Below are 23,075 nucleotides of genomic sequence, written 5' to 3' on the forward strand. Positions count from 1 at the left end.
GATCGGGCCTGCGTTTCCCGCCGCAGTCGCCGCCCGGGCCTACTCCTCGCCCGCCAGCTTCAGCGACCGCAGCCTCTGGCCCGCGTACCAGGTCGCGGCGATCGTCACGCCGATCAGCAGCGCAAGTGCCGTCGACAGGCCGACCTCCGAGGTGACCAGGCCCTCGCCGCTGACCTTCTGGGCGACCGCCAGCGCCCACTGCTGCACGCTGAGCGTCTTGGCCCCCGAGATCAGGGAGCCGAAGAGCGCCTCCCACACCAGGGCGTAGACGAGGCCGATGACCACCGCGTGGCGGCTGACAGTGCCGAGCAGCAGGAAAAGCGCACTGTAGGCGATGGAGGCGACCAGTGCCGCGACGGTGTACGCCACCGCCACCTGCTGACCGTTGCCGTTGAGGATCATGCCGGCGAGGAACGTGGGGACGGCCGAGAAGACCATCGTCACGGCGATCGCCACGATCAGCTTGGTGAAGATGATCGTCGGCCGCTTCACCGGCTTGGACAGCAGGTAGACGATCGAACCGTCGTCGATCTCCGGGCCGATCGCGCCCGTTCCGGCGATCACACCGATCAGCGGCACCATCGTGGCGAGCGCGAAGCCGCCGAGCACGTCGGCCGCGATCTGGTCGTCCGCGCCGTTGAAGGCCCGTACCGCCGCGGCGATCAGGAGCAGCAGAGCGGGGAGTGCGAAGAGGATCAGCGCCCGCCGGCGGCCGAGCAGGGCCCGGTAGGTGAGCCGGGCGACTGTGGGGTTGTACATCGGTCAGGCTCCTTTCAGGCCGCTACGAGATACGAGAAGACCGATTCGAGGGACTCGTCCGAGGGCGAGACCGTCAGCAGGCGGATGCCCTGTGCCCGGGCGACCTGGGGCAGCAGCTCGGTGAAGCGCCCGAAGTCGACGGCCTGGACGCGCAGCGCGCCCTCCGCCAGATCGACCTCGATACCGGCCGTGGACGGGTCGGCGATGAGCGCGGCGGCCAGCGCACGGTCGTCGCTGGACCGTACGAGATAGCGGTGCGGCCGGTCGGTCATGAGCCGGCGGATCTTGCGGAAGTCGCCGGAGGCGGCGTGCCGTCCGGCCACGATCACCTCGATGTGCGAGGCGAGCTGCTCGACCTCCTCCAGGATGTGCGAGGAGAACAGCACGGTGCGGCCCGCTGATCCCATCCGGCGCAGCAGGTCCATCAACTGCATGCGCTGGCGCGGGTCCATGCCGTTGAACGGCTCGTCGAGCAGGAGCACGGACGGCTGGTGGACGAGGGCCGAGGCCATCTTCACGCGCTGCCGCATGCCCTTGCTGTACGTGGCGATCTTCCGGTCCTGCGCGTACTCCATCTCGACCGTGGCGAGCGCGTGCTGGGCCTCCTTGGCGCCGAGCCCGTGCAGCTCGGCGTTGGCCAGGACGAATTCGCGGCCGGTGAGGAAGTCGTACATCGCTTCCCGTTCGGGCACGACGCCGATCTGCCGGTAGACGGACTCGTTGCGCCAGATCGGCTGCCCGTCGAGGGTGACCGCCCCGGTGGAGGGGGCGAGGAAGCCGCCCATCATGTTGATGAGGGTGGACTTCCCGGCGCCGTTGGGGCCGAGGAGGCCGGTCACACCGGGGCCGATCGTCATGGTGACGTCGTTGACGGCCACGACGTTGCCGAACCACCGCGAGGTGTGGTCGATGTTGATCGTGGTCACAGTCCGACCTTTCGGTAGCGGCGCATCAGGACGCCGTAGGAGCCGGCGATGAGCGCGAGGACGACCAGCACGTAGACCGCGCCGGCTCCGGCCCCCGGAGCGGCGGCCGCGCCGCCGGGGAACGCGGTCGGCGCTCCGAGGAAGGCTGTCTGCACGCCGTCGATGAGGGTGACCGGCGAGAACAGGCCCATCCACTTGATGGCATCGACGTTGTCCGTGCCGTAGGCGATGCCCTGCAGGGTGGAGACCGCGCCGTACGAGATCACCATCACGGCGATCACGGCGGCGACGCCGAAGCCGCGCCGCGGCGTGAGCGCCGCCATGACCAGGCCGATGCCTCCGAAGAGCAGCGAGAGCAGGGCCACGGAGACGAGCCCCTGGCCGAAGAGCTTGCTCTGGGTGGCGAAGTCGAGCTTGGCGAGCAGTGAACCGATGAAGAGGATCAGCAGCGGGGCGGCGGTGAGGATGAAGAGCGCCGAGGCCATGGCGCCGTACTTGGCGAGGACGTAGTCCACGCGGTCGATCGGCCGCGAGAAATACAGCGGCACGGTCCTGAAGCGGAGGTCGCGGGAGACGGACTGAGGTGCCTGGGCCGCCAGGTAGATGGCGATGACGAGCTGGAGGTAGATCGCGTACTGCGTGTACTCGATCGCGAGCTTGGGCGCCTTGGTCACGACCGCCACCGCGACGATGATCAGCGCGGGAACGCACATCACCGCGAAGAGGATCATCGGCAGCACCTTGGACTTGGCGCTGCGGCCGAGTCCGTACGCGCCGCGCAGCGACTGGGAGAACAGCGCCCGGCGCGCGTACGCACGGCCGAGGCGCGGCCCGTCGTAGTTGCGGTACCCGATGTTGTGGATCCGGGTGGTCTCGGGGGTCTGGGCCGGTGAGCTCATCGCGTCGGCACCTCCTGCTGTTCCTGGGAGCCCTCGGCGCGGAAGACCTCGGCGATGTGGTGGCGGCGCTGCTCCATGCGGACGAGACCGAGGCCGAGGTCGGCGACGGTGTCGCGGACGAGGTCGTACGTCTCCTCGCCGGCGGCCTCCACCAGGAGGATGTGGCCCGCGCCGGGCAGCCCGTCCTCGACACCCTCGTGCAGGGTGACCCCGGCGGCGGCGAGGGCCGCGCGCAGCGTCGCCGTGCCGTCGGGATGGGTGTCGGAGTCGGTGACCTCGACCGCGAGGGTCGTGGTGATCTGGGTGAAGTCGCTGGTGGAGCTGGAGCGCAGCAGCCGCCCGCCGTCGATGACGACGACGTGGTCGCAGGTGCGCTCCAGCTCGCCGAGCAGGTGGGAGGTCACCAGGACCGAGATGCCGAATTCCGTCCACACCCGGCGGATCAGGCCGAGCATCTCGTCGCGGCCGACCGGGTCGAGGCCGTTGGTCGGCTCGTCGAGAAGCACCAGCTGCGGGTCGTGGACCAGGGCCTGGGCCAGCTTCACCCGCTGCTTCATGCCGGTGGAGTAGCCGCCGATGGGGCGGTACCGCTCCTCGTACAGACCGACGTGGCGCAGCGTGTCGGCCGTCCGCTCGCGGGCGGCCGTGGCGGGAAGGCCCGACATCCGCGCCATGTGGACGACGAACTCGGTCGCCGAGACGTCCGGCGGGAGGCAGTCGTGCTCGGGCATGTATCCGACCCGCTCACGGATCTGGGCGCCGGATGTGGCGACGTCCAGGCCGAGCACTTCGGCCCGGCCCTCCGTGGCGGGGGACAGCCCGAGCAGGATTTTGATCATCGTGGACTTACCGGCTCCGTTGGCACCCACCAGTCCGGTCACACCGGGCCCGATGTCCAGGGAGAGCCGGTCGAGAGCGGTCACCCGGGGGAACCGCTTGCTGAGGCTTTCGGTGGCGATCACAGTCACGATTCGACGGTAGTGGCGCACACCACAGCAGTCGTCAGCCCAACGGCTCGATCCGTATCCGACTCCAGGCGTACGAACCCGTAGGGGAGTCGAGACCAAAGTCGTTCGCCGCCGCCGTTTTCCACAGGCATGCGCGCGACCCTTGACGCAGCCGTCGATCATTGTCACATTCATCAGTGTCACGTTACGGACACGTAGCGCACGCGTACGCTCACATCGGACGGGCGGGGTGGCATGGCCTCAGCAATGACGAAGGCCTCGGCAGTGACGGGCGGACCGGCCGCGGACCTGCGGGGGTTCAGGGAAGTGCAGCGCCTCTCCTACGAGTGCGCGGAAGCGGTCGCGGCGCAGCTCAAGCCGGGGGTGACCGAGCGCGAGGCCGCGAAGATGCAGCGGGACTGGCTGTACGAACGCGGGGTGCGGGACTGGTTCCACCGGCCCTTCGCCTGGTTCGGCGACCGCACGGCCTTCGTGGACTTCAAGATCCCGCTCCAGTTCTTCCCCACGAACCGGCGCCTGGAGGCGGGGATGCCGTTCATCCTCGACATGGCCCCGGTGTACAAGGGCTACACCTCGGACATCGGCTACTCCGGATGCCTGGGCCTCGACCCCCTGCACGACAAACTGCTCGCCGATCTCAGGGCGCACCGCGAGCTGATTCTGAGCCAGGTGCGCGAGCGCCGCTCGCTGCGGGAGATCTACGAGGACGTGGACCGGCTCATGGTCCGCCAGGGATACGCCAACCGGCACCGCGCGTATCCCTTCGGCGTGATCGCCCACAAGATCGACCGGGTCAGGGAGCGGCGCTGGTCGCCGACGCTCTTCGGCTTCGGCACCCAGTCGCTGAAGGGGCTGGCGAGCGACGCCGTGCACGGCCACCGCGACGGCTGGTCGCCGCTCTGGTCGCCGTACAAGTTCTCCGACCACCCGCCGCGGCCGGGGCTGTGGGCCGTCGAGCCGCACCTCGGATTCCGGGGGACGGGCGCGAAGTTCGAGGAGATCCTCGTCGTCACCGACTCGAAGGACCCCGAGCAGAGCGCGTTCTGGCTGGACGACGATCTGCCGCACGTGCGGCGCTGGAACGAGAGGGACGTGTGATGGCGGGGCTGAAGGGGGCGCGGGAGCGCTGGGTCCGTACGGGCGGGATCGAGCTGTGCGTGGCCGAGCTGGGTGACGAGAGCCGGCCGACCGTCCTGCTGGTGCACGGCTACCCGGACTCCAAGGAGGTCTGGTCGGAGGTCGCGCACCGGCTCGCCGAGCGGTTCCACGTGGTGCTGTACGACGTCCGGGGCCACGGCCGCTCCACGGCGCCGACCCCGCTGCGCGGCGGTTTCACCCTGGAGAAACTGACCGACGACTTCCTGGCCGTGGCGGACGCGGTCTCCCCCGGCCGGCCCGTCCATCTCGTCGGCCACGACTGGGGTTCGGTGCAGTCGTGGGAGTTCGTGACCGTTCCGCGCACGGAGGGCCGGATCGCCTCCTTCACGTCGATGTCCGGCCCGTCCCTCGACCACTTCGGGCACTGGATCAAGCAGCGCATGGCCCGGCCCACCCCGCGCCGGATCGGCCAGCTCCTCGGCCAGGGCGCCAAGTCCTGGTACGTGTACCTGCTGCACACGCCCCTGCTGCCCGAGCTCGCCTGGCGCGGCCCGCTCGGCAGGCGGTGGCCGAAGATCCTCCAGCGGGTCGAGAAGGTCCCGGCCGGCGACTATCCGACGGCGTCCCTGCCCGGCGACGCGGCGCACGGCGCCTGGCTCTACCGGGACAACGTCCGCGCACGGCTCAGCCGCCCCCGCGCCGACGCGTACGCGCACGCGCCGGTGCAGCTGATCACGCCGACCGGCGACGTCTTCCTCTCCGAGCGGCTCTATGACGACCTCGGGGCCTGGGTGCCGGACCTCACCCGCCGCTCCCTGCCGGCCAAGCACTGGGTTCCGCGCACCAGGCCCGACCAGCTCGCCGCCTGGATCGGCGAGTTCGTCGGGGCGAACGAGGACCGGTCCACCAAGGCTCCGAAAACGACGGCGAAGAGCGGCGTGCGACCGGAGTACGCGGAGCGGTTCGGCGGCCAGCTGGTCCTGGTGACCGGCGCGGCCAGCGGCATCGGCCGGGCCACCGCCTTCGCGTTCGCCGAGGCGGGTGCGCGGATCGTCGCCGTCGACCGGAACGGCGAGGGCGCGGCCCGGACGGCCGAGATGTCCCGGCTCATCGGCGCCCCCGCCGCCTGGGGGGAGACCGTCGACGTCAGCGACGAGCAGGCCATGGAGAAGCTCGCGGCGAAGGTGGCGAGCGACTACGGAACGGTCGACGTCCTCGTCAACAACGCGGGCATCGGCCTGAGCGGCTCGTTCTTCGCAACGACGAGCGAGGAGTGGAAGAAGGTCCTCGACGTCAATCTCTGGGGCGTCATCCACGGCTGCCGGATCTTCGGCGGCCAGATGGCCGAGCGCGGGCAGGGCGGCCACATCGTCAACACCGCCTCGGCGGCGGCGTTCCAGCCCTCCCGCGCCCTGCCCGCGTACAGCACGTCCAAGGCGGCCGTGCTGATGCTGAGCGAGTGCCTCCGCGCCGAGCTGGCCGGTCAGGGCATCGGCGTCTCGGCGATCTGCCCCGGCATCGTGAACACCGCCATCACCGCGACGGCCCGGTTCGCCGGTGTCGGCGAGGAGGAGCAGAAGCGCCGGCAGCAGAAGGCATCCCGGCTCTACGGTCTGCGCAACTATCCTCCGGAGAAGGTCGCGGACGCGATCCTGCGCGCGGTGGTCCGCAACGAGGCCGTCGTCCCGGTCACCCCCGAGGCGCGCGGTGCCCACTTCATGTCACGCTTCGCCCCCAGGGCCCTGCGCGCGATAGCGCGCCTGGAGCCGCCGGCGTGATCGAGCGGAGCCACGCCGGGCGCGCCTGAGGCGGGCGGACGGACAGGCGGTGGGAGCAGTGGGAGCGGGTTTGTCGGAGCAGTCAGCACAGTCGGCCGGGGGCGGACAGCCGTCCCCGGCGGAGTACCGGATCGAGGATCTGGCCCACCGCAGCGGTGCCACGGTCCGGACCATCCGCGCCTACCAGGATCGTGGCCTGCTGCCGCGCCCGGAGCGCCGGGGCAGGTCCAATGTGTACGGGGACACGCATCTGGCGCGGCTTCGGCAGATCGCGGATCTGCTGGACCGCGGCTACACCCTGGCCTCCATCAAGGAGCTGCTGGAGGCATGGGACACGGGACGCGGGCTGGGCGGAGTGCTGGGTCTGGTCGCCGAGGTCGACGGCCCGTGGACGGACGAGGAGGCCGACCGGATCTCCCGCGAGGAGCTGGACGCCACGTTCGGCGGCAAGCCGGACGAGGACGCGATCCGCGAGGCGATCGAACTCGGGGTGCTGGAGCGGGTGGCGGACCGGGAGGACGAGTTTCTCGTTCCCAGCCCGCAAGAGCTGGCGGTGGCAGCCGAGTTGTACGCGGCCGGCGTGCCTCTCCAGGCGATCTCCGGGCATCTGCGGGAGCTTCGGGGCCAGGTCGAACACATCGCTTCCCGTTTCCTGGAGTTCACCACCGAGCACGTCTTCGCGCGCTATCTGGAGCACCGCCCGCCCACGGACGCCGACGCGGCCGCCGCGGCGACGATGGTCCGCAGGCTGAGGCCGCTGGCGCAGCAGACGGTGGATGCCGAACTGGCGCGCGCGATGCGCCTGTTCGCCACCCGCCATCTCCAGCATCACCTGTCGCCCGGCCCTCCGCCGGTACGGGACGACGAGCCGCGTCCGGTCGTCCTGCCGTCCGGCACGATCCGGGCCGTACAGCGGCTCGTCGGCGCGGAGAACGTGGCCGCGTTCATCACGGCGGCAGCCGAACGCGAGGTGCATACCAGGACATTGGACGCCCTGGCGGCAACTAAAGAGGAAGGGGTCTGATTTGCCCAAATGGCTGTATTTCACAAGCTCTTTGTCCACAGATCCTTCAATTCGCTTGTGGATAACTCCACTTGGCTGTGGATCAAACATCCGCGCGTCAATTGAATGGTCCGTCGATCCGAGCTCGGGCATCCTGGCGCCATGAACCGACCCATGGACGACAGACGCACCGTGAAGGTGTCGAAGTACCTCTCGAAGCATCTGCGCCATCAGCCCGAGCGGATCGGGCTCGTCCTCGACCCGAACGGCTGGGTCGAGATCGACGCGCTGCTGCGCGCGGCGGCCGAGCACGGCTTCCCGGTCACCCGCGACGAGCTGGACCATGTCGTCGCCACCAACGACAAGAAGCGCTTCGCGATCGAGGGCACGCGCATCCGCGCAAGCCAGGGTCACACCGTCGAGGTCGACCTGGACCTGCCGGTTGCCGAGCCGCCCGCGTACCTCTATCACGGTACGGTCGCCGCCCATCTGGACGGGATCCGGGCCGAGGGCCTGCGGCCCATGGCACGTCACCACGTCCATCTCTCCCCCGACCGGGAGACCGCGACCCGGGTCGGCGCGCGGCGTGGCCGCCCCGTCGTCCTGGCCGTGGACGCCGCCGCGATGCACCGGGCCGGCCATGCCTTCCACGTCAGCGCCAACGGCGTCTGGCTGACGGACGCCGTCCCTCCGGAGTTCCTCCGCTTCCCCGGCTGACGCCTGCCGTCCCCGTCCGTGCGCAAAGAGGATCGGCGCGAAGAGGATCGGCGCGCGACGGGGACCGGCGCGTCGGTCGTAGGCTCGTGGGCATGACCTTGCGCCTGAGCACCGTGATCCTGCCCGTCCACCGCTGGCACGAGGGCGGCCGCGACCGCTGGCTACGCGCCGAGGAGCTGGGCTTTCACGCCGCGTACACATACGACCACCTCTCCTGGCGGAGCTTCCGCGACGGCCCCTGGTTCGGCGCCCTGCCCACGCTCACCGCCGCCGCGACGGCCACCGAGCGCATGCGCCTGGGCACCCTGGTGACCTCCCCGAACTTCCGCCACCCGGTCACGCTCGCCAAGGAGCTCATCTCCCTCGACGACATCTCGGGCGGCCGCGTCACCCTCGGCATCGGTGCCGGCGGCAACGGCTTCGACGCCACCGTGCTCGGGCGGGAGCCGTGGACGCCCCGAGAGCGCGCGGACCGGTTCGGCGAATTCCTCCCCCTCCTCGACCGCCTGCTCACCGAGGACGCGGTCACGCTGCGCGGCACCCACTACTCCGCCGACGAGGCCCGCAACATCCCCGGCTGCGTCCAGCGTCCCCGGCTGCCGTTCGCGGTCGCCGCGACCGGCCCGCGCGGACTGAAGCTGGCCGCCCGTCACGGTCAGGCATGGGTGACCACCGGCGACCCGAAGATCTTCGAGGAGGGAACCCCCGAGCAGTCGGTCGAGGCGATCCGCGGCCAGATCGAGAGGCTCGGCAAGGCGTGTGCCGAGATCGGCCGGGACACGGCCGGACTGGACAAGATCCTGCTCACCGGCTTCACCCCGGACCGCGGCCGCCCGCTGGGGTCCCTCGACGCGTTCGTGGACTTCGCCGGCCGCCACCAGGAGCTGGGCATCACCGAGATCGTGATCCACTGGCCCATCGACGACTCGGACTTCGCCGCCGACCAGGCCGTCTTCGAGAAGATCGCCACCGAGGCGGTCGCCCAGCTCGGCTGAGACCACACGGGTCACGCGAGCGGGGCGCCGAGAACCGGACATCCGAGGCCGGAAACGGCGGCTCTCAGATGTGCGCCCCCTCGCACGCCCGTGCATCTTGTACGGAAGAATGGATCGGTGACCTCACCCCATTCTTCGCGCCCCGCCGCCCCGGCCCCCCGGCTGATCGCCACCGACCTCGACGGCACGTTGCTGCGCGACGACAAGTCCGTCTCGGAGCGCACGGTCGCGGCGCTCGCCGCCGCCGAGCGGGCCGGCGTCGAGGTCTTCTTCGTCACCGGCCGCCCGGCCCGCTGGATGGATGTGGTCGCCGACCACGTCCACGGCCACGGCCTCGCGATCTGCGCCAACGGAGCGGCCGTCGTGGACCTGCACGCGGGCGGAACATTCCTGGAGGTGCGTCCACTGGACCGGCACGTCGCTCTCGACGTCGTACGGACGCTGCGCGCGGCCGCCCCCGGCACCTCCTTCGCGGTCGAGTTCACCACCGGCTTCCACTACGAGCCGGAGTACCCGCCCTTCTACCTCGACCCCGGCGCGACCGTCGCCACGGCTGAGAAGCTCCTCTTCGAGGAGGAGCCGGGCGCCGCCGCCCCCGTGCTCAAGCTCCTCGCCCAGCACCCGCGGCTCGACCCCGACACCTTCCTGGCCACGGCCCGTACGGCCGCCGCCACACTGGCCTCCTTCACCCGGTCCAGCCCCACGGCGCTGCTGGAGATCAGCGGCCTCGGCGTCTCCAAGGCGTCCACCCTGGCGCTGTGCTGCGCCGAGCGCGGCATCTCGGCGGACGAGGTGGTCGCCTTCGGGGACATGCCCAACGACATCGAGATGCTGACCTGGGCCGGCCGCTCGTACGCGATGGGCAACGCTCACCCGGACGTGATCGCCGCCGCCTCCGGCCGTACGGTCGCGAACAACGAGGACGGTGTGGCCGTCGTCATCGAGCGGATCCTCGCCGGAACCCTCGACAGCTGACCCGGAACCCTCGACGGGAGCCCCCGAACCCTCGCCGGGGTGACCCGGAACCCTCGAGGCTGCACCGAACCCGGCCCACGCCCGGGCCGGGCCGCCCTCCCGGCTACAGCGGCACCTCCCATCCGACCGTCGTACCTCCGCCGTCCTCGCCGATGCCCGGGCCGCACCAGCTCGACCCGCCCAGCGACTCCGCGCGCCGGGTCAGGTTGCGCAGACCGCTGCGCCGCCCGCCCTCCGGAATGCCCACGCCGTCGTCGGCGACCGAGAGCCGGACCCCGGCGGTGCCGTCCGGCAGCTCCGCCCCGGCGTCGACGACCACCTCGATCCGGCTCGCCTCCGCGTGCCGGAAGGCGTTGGACAGGGCTTCGCGCAGGGCGGCGATGAGGTTCTTGCCGGTGAGGTCGCCGACCGTCGAGTCGATCGTGCCGAGGAAGCGGTGCGCGGGCTTGAAGCCGAGCGGCACGGCCGCCATGTTGATCTCCCGCAGAATCCGCGTGCGCAGCCCGGACGGGGCCTCGGCCGGTCCCTGCTGAAGCGCGAAGATGGCGGTACGGATCTCCTGGATGGTCACGTCCAGTTCGTCCACCGCCTTGCCGACTCCATCGCGCACGGCCGGCACGATCGACTTCCGCTGGGCGCCCTCCAGCATCATCCCGGTGGCGAACAGCCGCTGGATGACGAGGTCGTGCAGGTCGCGGGCGATCCGGTCGCGGTCCTCGTAGACGGCGAGCCGCTCCCGGTCCCGCTGCGCGTCGGCCATCATCAGCGCGAGCGCGGCCTGGGAGGCGAACTGTGCGGCCAGGGTCCGCTCGGCCTCGGTGAACGGCCGGGCGCCCCGGGCGCGGGGGATGGCGAGCGCGCCGAGCACCTTCCCCCCGCTGCGCAGCGGCAGCAGCATGCTGGGCCCGTACGGGGCCGCGAGCCGGCTGAACATGCGGGGGTCCTCGGAGGCGTCCTCCAGGAACACCGCCTCGCCTTCGAGCAGCCGCTCCACCACCGCGCTCTGGGCGGGGATCACCACGCCCAGCGACTTGGCCGCCCGCTCCGAGGCGACGGCGACGATCTCCAGGCCACCGCCCTCGGCGGGCAGGAGGACGATCCCGGCTGCCGCGTCGGCGAGGCGGCGGGCCTGCTCGGCGACCACCGTGAGCGCGTCGTCCGCGTCGCCCCCGGAGAGCAGGGCCGTGGTGACGGCGACGGAGCCGTCGATCCAGCGCTCGCGCTGCCGGGCAGCCTCATAGAGGCGGGCGTTGCCGATGGCGATCCCCGCCTCGGTGGCGAGCACGCGCACCATGTGGACGTCGTCGTCGGTGAACTCGCCACTCCTCTTCTCGGCCAGGTAGAGGTTGCCGAAGATCTCTCCCTGGATCCGGATGGGCATGCCGAGGAAGCTGCGCATCGCAGGGTGCCCGGCCGGGAAGCCGGCGGCGCGCGGGTCGGCGGACAGGTCGGCGAGCCGGATCGTCGCCGGGTGGCGGATCAGCGCGCCGAGCAGCCCCGTATGCCCGTCGGGACGCCGGCCGATCCGGCGGGCCACGTCCTCGCCGACGCCGTGGGTGACGAAGTCGGAGAGGCCGTCGCCCTCCTCGTCGACGACGCCGATGGCGGCGTAGCGGGCGTCGGCGAGATCGGCGGCGGTCTCGCAGATGCGGTCGAGGGTGGAGTGCAGTTCGAGCCCCGTGCCGACCGAGCGCATGGCCTCCAGGAGCTGCGGCACTCGCGCGGTGAGCTCGGTGGACAGCCCCTGGAGGCTGCGGGTGGTCAGGGTCGCGGCCTCGAGCGGCTCGGATTCGAGCGGCTGCGGCTCCCGAGGCTTGCACTCCTGAGGCTGCGGCTCCCGAGGCTTGGGCTCCAGAGGCTTGGGCTCCGGCGGATCCGGAACGTCCGGCACGGCAGCGGTCATGCCCGCGAGCCTAGTAAGCCCTATTTGGCAAGAAAAGTCGGGTTGTCGTGACCGGCTTCGCCCAGGGCGAGCAGCAGGTCGCTCTCCCGCTCCCGCAGCAGCATCCGGCGCAGGGGCCCGTCTGCCTCCGCCAGCGCCGCGTACGGACCTCGCTGCACGGTCCGGCCCTCGTCCAGGACCACCACCTCGTCGACGGCGTCGAGACCCCGCAGACGGTGGGTGATCAGGACGGTGGTGCGGCCCTCGGTGGCCCGCAGCAGGTCGTCGGTGAGCGCGTCCGCCGTGGCCAGGTCGAGGTGTTCGGCCGGCTCGTCCAGGACGAGGACGGGGAAGTCGGCGAGCAGTGCGCGGGTGAGGGCGAGGCGCTGGCGCTGGCCCCCCGAGAGGCGCGAGCCGTGCTCGCCCACCGGGGTGTCGAGACCGTCCGGCAGGCTCTCCACCCAGTCGAGGAGACGGGCCCGGCCGAGCGCCGCGCGCAGGTCCTCGTCGCTCGCACCGGTACGGGCCAGCCGCAGGTTCTCGCGGAGGGTGCTGTCGAAAGTGTGCGCGTCCTGCGCGCAGAGTCCGACGAGGCGACGCACGTCGTCGCCGTCGAGCGCCGCCGCCTCCACCCCGCCGAGACGGTACGAACCGGCGTCGGCGTCCAGGAAACGGAGCAGCACCTGGGCGAGCGTGGTCTTCCCGGACCCGGAGGCTCCGACGACGGCGACCCGTCGCCCGGCCTCCAGGGTGAGCGTGAAGCCGCCGAGCGCGTCCCGCTCCTGTCCGGCGTGACGGGCGGAGAGGTCGATGATCTCCAGCGGGAAGGGGCTGCGCGGAGGCGTGGCGGGGTGTTCCGGCTCGTGTACGGGCACGGGCGCGTCGAGCACCTCGTACACCCGCTCGGCACTGCGCTTGACGCGCTGGCGGTACTGGACGGCCAGCGGGAGTCCGGTGACGGCCTCGAAGGCGGCGAGCGGGGTGAGGACGACGACCGCGAGCGTCACTCCGTCGAGTCGCCCGTCGCGGACGGCCTGGACGCCGACGAGCGCCGCTGCGACGACCGTCAGACCGCCGGCGAGCGCGGAGAGTCCGGCACCGAGCGCGGTCGCGGCGGCCTGACGGGATGCGATGGAGGTGAGCGACCGGTCGGCGACTTCGGTCCGCTCGACGCGGCCCCTCAAGGCCCCCGCCACGGTGAGTTCGGCGCAGCCGCGCAGCAGGTCGACGACGGTGGTGGCGAGCGCGCCGCGGGCGGGTGCGAGCCGGCGCTCTGCCCGGCGGGCGAGGGCGCCGCTGACCAGTGGTACGGCGACCCCGGCGGCCAGCAGGCCCGTGGCGAGCACCGCCCCGGCCTCGGGGAGCAGCCAGGCGGTGAACCCGACAGATCCCGCTCCGACGACGACCGCGGCGCCCGCGGGGAGCAGCCAGCGCAGCCAGTAGTCCTGCAGGGCGTCGACGTCCTGGACGAGCCGGGAGAGCAGGTCGCCGCGACGGCTGCGGCGCAGCCCGGCGGGGGCGATGCGCTCCAGTCGGCGGTAGACGGATACCCGGAGCTCGGCGAGCATCCGCAGGACGGCGTCGTGGGACACGATCCGCTCGGCGTACCGGAACACGGCCCGGCCGATGCCGAAGGCCCGCGTGGCGGTGACGGCCATCATCAGATACAGCACGGGGGGCTGCTCGGACGCCCGCGAGATGAGCCACCCGGAGACCGCCATGAGCCCCACGGCGGACCCCAGGGCCAGACTTCCGAGCAGCAGCGCGAGTCCCATCCGGCCCTTCAGCTCGCCCGCCGTCGCGCGGACGCGCCGGAAGACCGACCGCCCGGCAACGGTCGGCGCGCCGGAGGGCGTCGGCGCGTCGTCAGGTGTCGGGAGCATGGAAGGAGCGGCGGTAACCGGCGGCGCGGCAGAGGCAGGCGGCGCGACACCGTCGCTCGCCCCGGTCGCCCTCTCCGGCCGCCGCAGCTCCACCACGCGGTCCGCGACCGCGAGCAGCGCCGGGCGGTGGACCACCAGGAGGACCGTGCGGCCGTCCGCGAGGCGGCGGACCGCGTCGACGACGGCGGCCTCCGTGGCGCCGTCGAGCGCGGCCGTCGGCTCATCCAGAAGCAGCAGTGGACGATCGGCCAGGAAGGCACGCGCCAAGGCGAGCCGCTGGCGCTGCCCCGCCGAGAGGCCGGCGCCGTCCTCGCCCAGCATCGTGTCGGCCCCGTCCGGAAGCTCCGCGACGAACCCGTCCGCCCCGGCGTCCCGCAGGGCCTCTCGTACCGCCTCGTCGGAGGCGTCCGGGCGGGCCAGGCGGACGTTCTCGGCGATGGTGCCCGCGAAGAGACAGGGCCGCTGCGGCACCCAGGCGATCCGGGACCGCCACTCCTCGATGTCCAGCTCACCGAGCTCCACGCCCCCGACCCGGACGGAGCCGCCCGTCTCAGGAGTCGCGAATCCGAGGACCACGTCGAGCAGGGTGGACTTGCCGACGCCACTCGGTCCCACCAGGGCCACCGTCTCACCCGGCTCCACGACCAGCGAAGCCGAGTCCAGCGACGCTTCGCTCCGGCCGGCGTGACGTACGGTCACGTTCTCCAGCTCGATGCGCGCGGGCGAGGGCACGGCCGCCCCGCCCCCGTCCACCACCGGGGTCTGAAGAACCTCGAAGATCTCCTCCGCCGCGGCCAGCCCCTCCGCGGCCGCGTGGTACTGAGCCCCGACCTGCCGGATCGGCAGGTAGGCCTCGGGAGCCAGGATCAGGATGACCAGACCCGTGTACAGGTCGAGGTCGCCGTGGACGAGGCGCATACCGATGCCGACCGCCACCAGCGCCACTGACAGCGTCGACAGCAGCTCCAGGGCGAAGGACGAGAGGAACGCGATACGCAGCGTCTTCATCGTCGCCCGCCGGTACTCCGCCGTGATCGACCGGATCGACTCGGCCTGCGCCTTCGCCCGTCCGAACACCTTCAGCGTGGGCAACCCGGCCACCACGTCCAGGAAGTGACCGGACAGCCTGGACAGCAGCTTCCACTGACGGTCCATGCGGGCCTGGGTGTACCAGCCGATCAGGATCATGAAGAGCGGAATGAGCGGCAGCGTGACCACGATGACCGCGGCCGAGATCCAGTCCTCGGTGACGATCCGCGCCAGGACCGCCACCGGCACCACGACCGCGAGCCCCAGCTGCGGCAGGTAGCGCGCGAAGTAGTCGTCCAGCGCGTCCACACCGCGCGTCGCCAGCGCGACCAGCGAGCCGGCCCGCTGTCCGCCGAGCCACTCCGGCCCCAGCGCGGCCGCCTGCTGGAGCAACCGCCCCCGCAGCTCGGACTTGACCGCCGCGCCGGCCCGGTGGGCGGCCAGCTCGGTCAGCCAGGAGACAAGCCCGCGACCCACCGCCACGCCCGCGAGCAGGATCAGGGGCGTGCGCAGGTCGGAGACGGGGAGGCCCTTCTGGAAGGCCCCCACCACCACCTCGGCGATGAGCATCGCCTGGGCGACAACCAGAGCCGCCCCGGCCAGGCCGAGAACCACCACGGCCGCGAGGAAGAGGCGGGTGGCACGGGCGTACCGGAGCAGACGCGGGTCGATCGGTTTCACGTGAAACATCCCCCACTAGTGAGCGGCGTCGGCGATGTGCTGCGTGCCGATCCGCTTGCGGAACACCCAGTAGGTCCAACCCTGGTAGAGCAGGACGAGAGGAGTGGCGATCGCCGCCAACCAGGTCATGATCTTCAGTGTGTACGGGCTCGACGACGCGTTCGTCACGGTGAGGCTCCACGCGGGGTCGAGCGAAGACGGCATGACGTCCGGGAAGAGCGTCAGGAAAAGCATCGCGAAGGCTGCCGCGATGGTCACGCCCGACAGCGCGAACGACCAGCCCTCGCGCCCCAGCTTGATCGCGCCGATGGCGGCGACGAGCGCCACCACGGCGACGAGCATGGCGGCCAGGCTCCAGACGTCGCCCTTGTCGGCCTGGGTCCAGGTCAGGAATCCGAGGACGACGACGGCTGCGACCGGTCCGGTCTTCAGGGCGAGCGCCCGGGCCCGTACACGGATGTCCCCCACCGTCTTGAGCGCGGCGAAGACCGCCCCGTGGAAGGTGAAGAGCCCGAGCGTGACAAGCCCGCCGAGGATCGCGTACGGGTTGAGCAGGTCCCCGAAGGTGCCCACGTACTCCTTCTGCGCGTCGATGGCGACTCCGCGCACGATGTTGCCGAAGGCGACCCCCCACAGCACGGCGGGAATCAGGGAGGTCCAGAAGATGGCGTGCTCCCAGTTGCGCTGCCAGTTCTCCTCCGGCCGCTTCGCCCGGTACTCGAAGGCCACACCACGCACGATCAGGCAGACCAGGATGATCAGCAGCGGCAGGTAGAAGCCGGAGAAGAGGGTCGCGTACCAGTCGGGGAACGCGGCGAAGGTCGCGCCGCCGGCCGTCAGCAGCCACACCTCGTTGCCGTCCCAGACGGGGCCGATGGTGTTGATCAGAACCCGCTTCTCGCTGCGGTCGCGAGCGAGCAGCTTGGTCAGGACGCCGATCCCGAAGTCGAACCCTTCGAGGAAGAAGTAGCCGATCCAGAGGACGGCGATGAGTACGAACCAGACGTTGTGGAGTTCCATGCCTCGATCTCCTGAGCCTCAGTACGAGAAGGCCATGGGCCGGTCGGGGTCGCGGTGGTCCCCGCCGATCTTGGTGGGCGGGTTGAGGTCGTTCTCGCTGAGCTCGGGCGGTCCGGCCTTGGCGTACTTGACCAGGAGCCTGACCTCGATGACGGCGAGCACGGCGTAGAGGAGGGTGAAGACGATCATCGAGGTCAGGACCTCAGCCGTCGAGACGCCGGGGGAGACCGCGTCCCGGGTGCGCAGCACGCCGTAGACGACCCAGGGCTGACGGCCCATCTCGGTGAAGATCCAGCCCCAGGAGTTGGCGATCAGCGGGAAGAGCATGGTCCAGAGGGCGATGAGCCAGTACCACTTCGTCAGGCGCGGGCTGAGCGCCTGCCGCCGGAACAGGACCAGGTTCGGCACCTCGTCCTCACCGGTCCGCATCCCCGGCGGCAGCATGAACTTCTTCCGGGTCAGCCAGAGACCAAGCATGCCGAGGGTCAGCGAGGCCATGCCGAAGCCGATCATCCAGCGGAAGCCCCAGTAGGCGACGGGGATGTTCGGCCGGTAGTCGCCGGGGCCGAACTTCTCCTGCTCCGCCTTGTTGACGTCGTTGATGCCCGGCACGTGCGAGGTGAAGTCGCCGTTCGCGAGGAAGGACAGCACGCCGGGGATCTCGACGGCGACCTTGTTGTGGCCCTTCTCGACATCGCCGTAGGCGAAGATCGAGAAGGGCGCGGGCGCTTCGCCGTCCCACAGCGCCTCGGCGGCCGCCATCTTCATCGGCTGCTGCTTGAACATGACCTTGCCGAGCAGGTCACCGCTGATCGCCGTGCCGAGTCCGGCGATGATCAGCGTGATCAGACCCAGCCGCAACGAGGTCCGCATCACCGGGACGTGCTTCTTACGCGCCAGGTGGAAGGCGGAGATGCCCACCATGAACGCGCCGCCGACCAGGAAGGCGGCCGTCATGGTGTGGAAGAACTGAGTGAGGGCGGTGTCCTGGGTGAGCACCAGCCAGAAGTCGGTGAGCTCGGCCCGGCCCCGCTCCTCGTTGATCCGGTAGCCGACCGGGTGCTGCATCCAGGAGTTGGCCGCCAGGATGAAGTACGCGGAGAGGACGGTGCCGATCGAGACCATCCACATGCAGGCGAGGTGGACCTTCTTCGGCAGCTTGTCCCAGCCGAAGATCCACAGGCCGATGAAGGTCGACTCGAAGAAGAAGGCGATCAGGGCCTCGAAGGCGAGCGGGGCGCCGAAGACATCGCCGACGAAGCGCGAGTAGTCGGACCAGTTCATGCCGAACTGGAACTCCTGCACGATGCCGGTGACCACACCCATGGCGATGTTGATCAGGAAGAGCTTGCCCCAGAACTTCGTCGCCCTGAGGTACTTCTCCTTCCCCGTGCGTACCCACGCCGTCTGCAGACCGGCGGTGAGCGCGGCGAGGGAGATCGTCAGGGGAACGAAGAGAAAGTGGTAGACGGTGGTGATGCCGAACTGCCATCGCGCCAGAGTCTCTGGCGCCAGAGCGAGGTCCACGTCGTCTTCTCCTTACATCGCCGTGGTCACAGGGGGCCACCTGCCCCTTTAATCCCACCCATCCCGGGATGAACTGTGACACGCTTGTGAACGCGTTCACATTCACAAGCATTATGGCTCATACGAAATCCGTACGTAAGACCGGGGTGCCTCTACTCGAAGGCCACCCCTTCCCCAGACCTTCAACATATTGTTGAATCGGGGTATGACCCTTCGGATCCGTATCTCCTGGCCGGCCGGGCACACCACGGCCACTCTTGAGGAAACCCCCACGAGCAAGGCGCTCATGGGGGTTCTCCCGATCACCTCCACCGCCCGGACCTGGGGCGAGGAAGTGTATTTCGACACACCGGTGTCAGCCGCGGTCGAAAGCGACGCGCGACAGGTGGTCGAGCCGGGCACCGTGGCCTTCTGGACAGAGGGCGACGCGCTCGCCCTCCCCTACGGCCCGACCCCCATAGCGCGGGGCGCGGAGTGCCGGCTCGCCTCTCCGTGCAACCTCCTCGGCGCACTGGACAGCGATCCCCGCGTCCTGGCCACCGTTCGGGACGGCGACCCGATCCGCGTGGAGCCGGTGGAGCAGGCGCACCGGGGGCGCTCCCGAGGAGGCGTCTAGCCCTCCTTGCGGAAGCCCTCCGCCGTCTTCAGGAACAGGTCGTTGGCCTCGCACTCACCGATCGTGACGCGCACGCCCTCGCCCGCGAACGGCCGCACCACCACGCCGTGCCGCTCGCACTCGGCCGCGAAGTCCACTGTGCGCTCGCCGAGCCGCAGCCAGACGAAGTTCGCCTGGGTGTCCGGCACGGTCCAGCCCTGGGCCACGAGCCCCGCGTGGACCCTCTCCCGCTCGGCCACCAAGGAGCCGACCCGGCCGAGCAGTTCGTCCTCGGCCCGCAGCGACGCCACCGCCGCGTCCTGTGCCAGCTGGCTCACCCCGAACGGCACCGCCGTCTTGCGCAGCGCCGCCGCCACCGGCTCGTGGGCGATCGCGAAGCCGACCCGCAGCCCCGCGAGGCCGTACGCCTTGGAGAACGTACGCAGCACGGCCACGTTCGGGCGGTCGCGGTAGAGCTCGATGCCGTCCGGGATGTCGGCGTCGCGGACGAACTCGCGGTACGCCTCGTCGATCACGACCAGGACGTCCGAGGGCACCCGGTCCAGGAAGCGCTCCAGCTCGGCACGGCGCACCGCCGTGCCGGTGGGGTTGTTCGGGTTGCAGACGAAGATCAGCCGGGTGCGGTCGGTGATCGCCGCCGCCATCGCGTCGAGATCGTGCACCTCGCCGTCGGTCAGCGGCACCTGCACCGAGGTCGCCCCGCTGATCTGCGTGATGATCGGGTACGCCTCGAAGGACCGCCAGGCGTACATCACCTCGTCGCCCGGGCCGGCGGTCGACTGGATCAGCGACTGCGCGACGCCGACCGAGCCGGTGCCGGTGGCCAGGTGCGAGAGCGGGACGCCGAAGCGGTCCGCGAGCTCCGCCATCAGCCCGGTGCAGCCCATGTCCGGGTAGCGGTTGAAGGACGCGGCCGCGGCCAGCGCGCTCTCCATGACACCGGGCAGCGGGGGATACGGGTTCTCGTTGGAGGACAGCTTGAAGGCGACCGGACCGCCCGCGGCGGCCGGCTTGCCCGGCTTGTAGGTGGGGATGCCGTCCAGCACCGCGCGCAGCTTCGGGCCGCCCGCGCTCGCCCCGCCGGCCCCGCCCGCTCCGCCGGTCTCGCTCACTGCGCTCACTGTGGTCCTCCTCGACCGTCCGTACCACCAATACTCCTCACCTTATGAGGATTCGCCTCCGCTGCGAATGGGCTGTGGACAACGGGTGGGACAAGCTGCGGACAACAGGGGGAGCGCGGGCTTGGGTGGCGTGCGCCGGTGGCGGGCGCCGTAGCGCGCATCGCCCGTAGAGGTGAGTTGAGACCTCTTCGAGACCTGGCCCCCTTGGCAGGTTCACACGCATCGACAACCCAAGATCACACGCCTAATCCCTTAACTTCCTTTATTTCCAAGGAAGTTGACCTACTTCGATCATGCAGAAACGTGTCTGTCAACGCGTGCATATGCGACCGGCTCGACCACCCGCCCTCGCCCTACTATCGGCTCGCCATGACAGCAGCAGGGAAGCACCAGGTGAGCCGGGCACAGACCCGGGGAAGCCGGCAGGGGCGAGCGGGCATCCGGGACGTGGCCGCCGCCGCCGGGGTCTCCATCACGACTGTCTCCGACGCGCTCAACGGCAAGGGCCGGCTCCCGGACGCCACCCGCCGCCACGTCCGCGAGGTCGCAGACCGGCTGGGCTATCGCCCATCCGCAGCGGCCCGCACGCTCCGTACCGGCAAGTCGGGCCTCATCGGCCTGACCGTGACGACCTACGGGGATGAACCTTTCACCTTCACCGAATTCGCGTACTTCGCGGAGATGGCCAGAGCCGCCACATCGGCCGCACTCGCACGCGGCTATGCGCTGGTCATCCTCCCCGCCACCTCCCGCCATGACGTCTGGTCGAACGTCGCCCTCGACGGCACCGTCGTCATCGATCCCTCCGACCACGACCCGGTCGTCACCGAGCTCGTCCGACAGGGCTTACCCGTCGTCTCCGACGGACGCCCCGCCGGCACGCTCCCGGTGACCGCCTGGGTCGACAACGATCACGAAGCCGCCGTACTCGACCTTCTCGACCATCTCGCCGACGCCGGCGCCCGCCGGATCGGCCTGCTCACCGGCACCACCACGGACACCTACACCCGCCTGTCCACCACCGCGTACCTCAACTGGTGCGAGCGGGTCGGACAGGACCCCGTCTATGAGGCCTATCCGGCGCACGACCCGTGCGCGGGCGCCGTCGCGGCCGACCGGCTGCTCGCCCGCCCCGACCGACCCGACGCCGTGTACGGACTCTTCGACCCCAACGGGACCGATCTGCTGGCGGCAGCCCGCCGCTACGGACTGCGCGTCCCGGACGATCTGCTGCTGGTCTGCTGCAGCGAATCGACCGTCTACGCCAACACCGAACCACCGATCACGACACTCTCGCTCAAACCGCGCCGCATCGGTACGGCCGTCGTCCAACTCCTCATCGACGCCATCGAAGGGGTCGACACCGACGGACCGGTCGAGCAGGTGATACCGACCGAACTGATCGTCCGGACGTCCTCGCAGAGGCGTTCGCCCCGCACGACCGTCAGCCCGCCCCGGTCACCCGCGAAGGAATAGAAGAAGAGGAAGAGAAGGACCAGTACGTGGCGAGGTTCCGGCCCAAACCCAGGGCCGGCCCTGCCCCGACCCTGGCCTGGACCTTCTCAATTCGGGCGAAACAACCGGTGAACCCGGAGTGGACCCGGATTCACCACCCCTGGTGCGTCACACAGGAGGACCCTCATTCCTATGATGGGCGCACGACATCGCGGACCACCCCGACCAGGCCGGTCCGTGATGTGCAGGGCGTCACGACGGTGGTGGAGGGGTCGATGACTCAGGGGGCCGGGCAGGAACCCGTGGTGCGCACGGCGACATTGCGTGACTTCCGCGTACCGCCGTACGCCCGCGTGCCCGTGCAGGGTCACGCCACCGAGCCGCCCGCCGAGCCGTCCGACGGGGCTCCCTTCGACCCGGCGGCCGCACTCGACCTCACCGGCCACACCGGCCACACGGCACCTTCCGGCCCTGACGCCGCACCGGCCCCGCGGGACCCCATGGCACCGCCGGTGCCGCCGGTGCCACTCGGTCCCCCCGTCGGCCCCCCCTCGTCGCTCGCCCCCACACTCCGGCTGAGCCACGTCACCGCGCCGCCCGCCGCCGGTTCGTCCATCGTCGCCGTCGCCACAGGGCACCCCGGCAACGCCTTCCCGGAGGGGGACGTCCCCGAGGGCTACACCCCCACCGAGCGGGACCTCCCGGTCATCAACCGGGGAGACACCGTGCAGGTCCGGGTCGACCCGGCCCCCGCCCCGGCGCCCGCAGGCGAGGGACCCGGCCCGCTCTACGTGGTCGGTGACGTCCACGGCTACCTCGACGAACTGCTCACCGCCCTGCGTGAGCAGGGCCTCATCGACGAGAACGGCGCCTGGGCGGCCGGCAACGCCCGTCTCTGGTTCCTCGGCGACTTCACCGACCGGGGCCCCGACGGCATCGGCGTCATCGACCTCGTCATGCGCCTGTCCGCCGAGGCCGCCGCGGCCGGCGGCTACTGCAAGGCCCTGATGGGCAACCACGAGCTGCTCCTCATCGGCGCCAAGCGCTTCGCCGACACCCCGGTCAACTCCGGCGCCGGCACCGCCACCTTCCAGGCCGCGTGGCTGCTCAACGGCGGCCAGAAGCACGACATGGACCGCCTCCAGGACGTCCATCTGCAGTGGATGTCCCGTCTCGACGCCGTGGTGGAGGAGGACGGGCACCTCCTGATGCACTCCGACACCACCGCGTACCTCGAGTACGGCTCCACCATCGAGGACGTCAACGAGACCGTCCACGAGATCCTCAACCGGAACGACGCCGACGAGGTCTGGGACCTCTTCCGGAAGTTCACCAAGCGCTTCGCCTTCCGCGACGACGCCGGCCCCCAGGCCGTGCAGGAGCTGCTCGGTACGTACGGCGGCGGCCGGGTGGTCCACGGGCACAGCCCCATCCCGTACCTCCTCGGCCAGGTCGGCACCGAGGACGACGAGGGCGGCGCGGGTCCGGTCGTCGACGGTCCGCACGTATATGCGGACGGTCTGGCCATCGCCATGGACGGCGGTGTGACGATGGCCGGAAAACTGCTGGTCGTCCAACTTCCCCTGCAGCGCTGAGCCATAACCCTGCGCATCCGGAGAAGTCGATTTCCGGAAACCCCCTGTCACCCTGTGCCGTAACCGCAATACCATCGGATCATCCGTAGCAGGCTCTCCTCCGTCTCCGCCCAACTGCCCGTTCTCCACGGTCAATCCGGCCAGACGG

Annotated in this window: 18 protein-coding genes; 9 read left to right on the forward strand and 9 right to left on the reverse strand. The window is 70.7% G+C overall.

The window, feature by feature from the left end; genetic code table 11:
* Nucleotides 1–39 precede the first annotated feature (39 nt).
* The 4 genes from IE136_RS04080 to IE136_RS04095 are packed head-to-tail and all read right to left on the reverse strand — an operon-like array spanning nt 40 to nt 3,546.
* Nucleotides 40–759 (reverse strand): ABC transporter permease subunit, encoded by a 720-nt coding sequence (locus IE136_RS04080; protein ID WP_158988613.1) that lies wholly within the window; start codon nt 757–759, stop codon nt 40–42.
* A 14-nt stretch (nt 760–773) separates the two neighbouring features.
* Nucleotides 774–1,685 carry an ABC transporter ATP-binding protein gene (locus tag IE136_RS04085; protein ID WP_158988612.1) on the reverse strand — a complete coding sequence of 304 codons (912 nt, stop codon included), beginning with the start codon at nt 1,683–1,685 and terminating at the stop codon, nt 774–776.
* Nucleotides 1,682–2,584, reverse strand: a complete 903-nt coding sequence (locus tag IE136_RS04090) for an ABC transporter permease (RefSeq protein ID WP_158988611.1) — start codon at nt 2,582–2,584, stop codon at nt 1,682–1,684. The genes IE136_RS04085 and IE136_RS04090 overlap by 4 nt, the downstream gene beginning before the upstream one ends.
* Complete coding sequence (locus tag IE136_RS04095) at nt 2,581–3,546, reverse strand: ABC transporter ATP-binding protein (RefSeq protein WP_158994486.1); 966 nt, start codon at nt 3,544–3,546, stop codon at nt 2,581–2,583. The genes IE136_RS04090 and IE136_RS04095 overlap by 4 nt, the downstream gene beginning before the upstream one ends.
* Nucleotides 3,547–3,798: 252 nt before the next feature.
* Here IE136_RS04095 and IE136_RS04100 point away from each other — a divergent pair, with 252 nt between their 5' ends.
* The 6 genes from IE136_RS04100 to IE136_RS04125 all read left to right on the forward strand — a co-directional run bounded on the left by IE136_RS04100 (nt 3,799) and on the right by IE136_RS04125 (nt 10,118).
* Entirely contained in the window at nt 3,799–4,650 is an 852-nt protein-coding gene (locus tag IE136_RS04100) for a M24 family metallopeptidase (protein ID WP_189599487.1), read from the forward strand.
* Nucleotides 4,650–6,428, forward strand: a complete 1,779-nt coding sequence (locus tag IE136_RS04105; protein ID WP_189599489.1) for an SDR family oxidoreductase — start codon at nt 4,650–4,652, stop codon at nt 6,426–6,428. The genes IE136_RS04100 and IE136_RS04105 overlap by 1 nt, the downstream gene beginning before the upstream one ends.
* Nucleotides 6,429–6,498: 70 nt before the next feature.
* On the forward strand, nt 6,499–7,452 hold the full coding sequence (locus IE136_RS04110) for a MerR family transcriptional regulator (protein ID WP_229818624.1): 954 nt from the start codon (nt 6,499–6,501) through the stop codon (nt 7,450–7,452).
* Nucleotides 7,453–7,605: 153 nt separating this feature from the next.
* Nucleotides 7,606–8,148: an RNA 2'-phosphotransferase gene (locus tag IE136_RS04115; RefSeq protein ID WP_189599494.1), complete on the forward strand. Its 543-nt coding sequence runs from the start codon at nt 7,606–7,608 to the stop codon at nt 8,146–8,148.
* Between the two features lie 92 nt (nt 8,149–8,240).
* Nucleotides 8,241–9,143: an LLM class flavin-dependent oxidoreductase gene (locus IE136_RS04120; protein ID WP_189599496.1), complete on the forward strand. Its 903-nt coding sequence runs from the start codon at nt 8,241–8,243 to the stop codon at nt 9,141–9,143.
* A gap of 117 nt (nt 9,144–9,260) precedes the next feature.
* Nucleotides 9,261–10,118: a Cof-type HAD-IIB family hydrolase gene (locus tag IE136_RS04125; protein WP_189599498.1), complete on the forward strand. Its 858-nt coding sequence runs from the start codon at nt 9,261–9,263 to the stop codon at nt 10,116–10,118.
* Between the two features lie 103 nt (nt 10,119–10,221).
* On the opposite strand, the gene IE136_RS04130 is transcribed toward IE136_RS04125, so the two are convergent.
* Genes IE136_RS04130 through IE136_RS04145 form a run of 4 tightly spaced genes read right to left on the reverse strand, consistent with a single transcriptional unit; the run spans nt 10,222 to nt 18,140 of the window.
* Nucleotides 10,222–12,021 (reverse strand): sensor histidine kinase, encoded by a 1,800-nt coding sequence (locus IE136_RS04130; protein ID WP_189599500.1) that lies wholly within the window; start codon nt 12,019–12,021, stop codon nt 10,222–10,224.
* A 20-nt stretch (nt 12,022–12,041) separates the two neighbouring features.
* A complete protein-coding gene (gene cydD, locus IE136_RS04135; RefSeq protein ID WP_189599508.1) occupies nt 12,042–15,593 on the reverse strand; it encodes a thiol reductant ABC exporter subunit CydD in 3,552 nt (1,183 codons plus the stop codon).
* 15 nt (nt 15,594–15,608) lie between these two features.
* Nucleotides 15,609–16,613, reverse strand: a complete 1,005-nt coding sequence (gene cydB, locus IE136_RS04140; protein ID WP_158988602.1) for a cytochrome d ubiquinol oxidase subunit II — start codon at nt 16,611–16,613, stop codon at nt 15,609–15,611.
* Between the two features lie 18 nt (nt 16,614–16,631).
* A complete protein-coding gene (locus IE136_RS04145) occupies nt 16,632–18,140 on the reverse strand; it encodes a cytochrome ubiquinol oxidase subunit I (RefSeq protein WP_158988601.1) in 1,509 nt (502 codons plus the stop codon).
* Nucleotides 18,141–18,345: 205 nt separating this feature from the next.
* On the opposite strand from IE136_RS04145, the gene IE136_RS04150 reads away from it, so the two are divergent.
* Nucleotides 18,346–18,756 carry a cyclophilin-like fold protein gene (locus tag IE136_RS04150; protein WP_189599510.1) on the forward strand — a complete coding sequence of 137 codons (411 nt, stop codon included), beginning with the start codon at nt 18,346–18,348 and terminating at the stop codon, nt 18,754–18,756.
* Here the strand turns inward: IE136_RS04150 and hisC are convergent.
* On the reverse strand, nt 18,753–19,868 hold the full coding sequence (gene hisC / locus IE136_RS04155; protein WP_158994483.1) for a histidinol-phosphate transaminase: 1,116 nt from the start codon (nt 19,866–19,868) through the stop codon (nt 18,753–18,755). The two genes, IE136_RS04150 and hisC, sit on opposite strands and share 4 nt — an antisense overlap.
* A 378-nt stretch (nt 19,869–20,246) precedes the next feature.
* On the opposite strand from hisC, the gene IE136_RS04160 reads away from it, so the two are divergent.
* Together IE136_RS04160 and IE136_RS04165 are read left to right on the forward strand one after the other, a co-directional pair.
* On the forward strand, nt 20,247–21,353 hold the full coding sequence (locus tag IE136_RS04160; protein ID WP_158988599.1) for a LacI family DNA-binding transcriptional regulator: 1,107 nt from the start codon (nt 20,247–20,249) through the stop codon (nt 21,351–21,353).
* Between the two features lie 254 nt (nt 21,354–21,607).
* Nucleotides 21,608–22,927 (forward strand): metallophosphoesterase, encoded by a 1,320-nt coding sequence (locus IE136_RS04165; protein ID WP_189599512.1) that lies wholly within the window; start codon nt 21,608–21,610, stop codon nt 22,925–22,927.
* The last annotated feature ends 148 nt before the right edge of the window (nt 22,928–23,075 follow it).

It is taken from the genome of Streptomyces lateritius, assembly GCF_014649715.1.
Classification (GTDB): Bacteria; Actinomycetota; Actinomycetes; order Streptomycetales; family Streptomycetaceae; genus Streptomyces; species Streptomyces lateritius.

Bases quoted from the DNA above. Each gene is read 5' to 3' on its own strand.
- IE136_RS04160 (WP_158988599.1), top strand. From the start codon at position 20,247: ATGACAGCAGCAGGGAAGCACCAGGTGAGCCGGGCACAGACCCGGGGA.
- IE136_RS04115 (WP_189599494.1), top strand. From the start codon at position 7,606: ATGGACGACAGACGCACCGTGAAGGTGTCGAAGTACCTCTCGAAGCAT.
- IE136_RS04080 (WP_158988613.1), bottom strand. From the start codon at position 759: ATGTACAACCCCACAGTCGCCCGGCTCACCTACCGGGCCCTGCTCGGC.
- cydB (WP_158988602.1), bottom strand. From the start codon at position 16,613: ATGGAACTCCACAACGTCTGGTTCGTACTCATCGCCGTCCTCTGGATC.
- IE136_RS04090 (WP_158988611.1), bottom strand. From the start codon at position 2,584: ATGAGCTCACCGGCCCAGACCCCCGAGACCACCCGGATCCACAACATC.
- IE136_RS04105 (WP_189599489.1), top strand. From the start codon at position 4,650: ATGGCGGGGCTGAAGGGGGCGCGGGAGCGCTGGGTCCGTACGGGCGGG.
- IE136_RS04100 (WP_189599487.1), top strand. From the start codon at position 3,799: ATGACGAAGGCCTCGGCAGTGACGGGCGGACCGGCCGCGGACCTGCGG.
- IE136_RS04165 (WP_189599512.1), top strand. From the start codon at position 21,608: ATGACTCAGGGGGCCGGGCAGGAACCCGTGGTGCGCACGGCGACATTG.
- IE136_RS04150 (WP_189599510.1), top strand. From the start codon at position 18,346: ATGACCCTTCGGATCCGTATCTCCTGGCCGGCCGGGCACACCACGGCC.
- IE136_RS04120 (WP_189599496.1), top strand. From the start codon at position 8,241: ATGACCTTGCGCCTGAGCACCGTGATCCTGCCCGTCCACCGCTGGCAC.
- IE136_RS04130 (WP_189599500.1), bottom strand. From the start codon at position 12,021: ATGACCGCTGCCGTGCCGGACGTTCCGGATCCGCCGGAGCCCAAGCCT.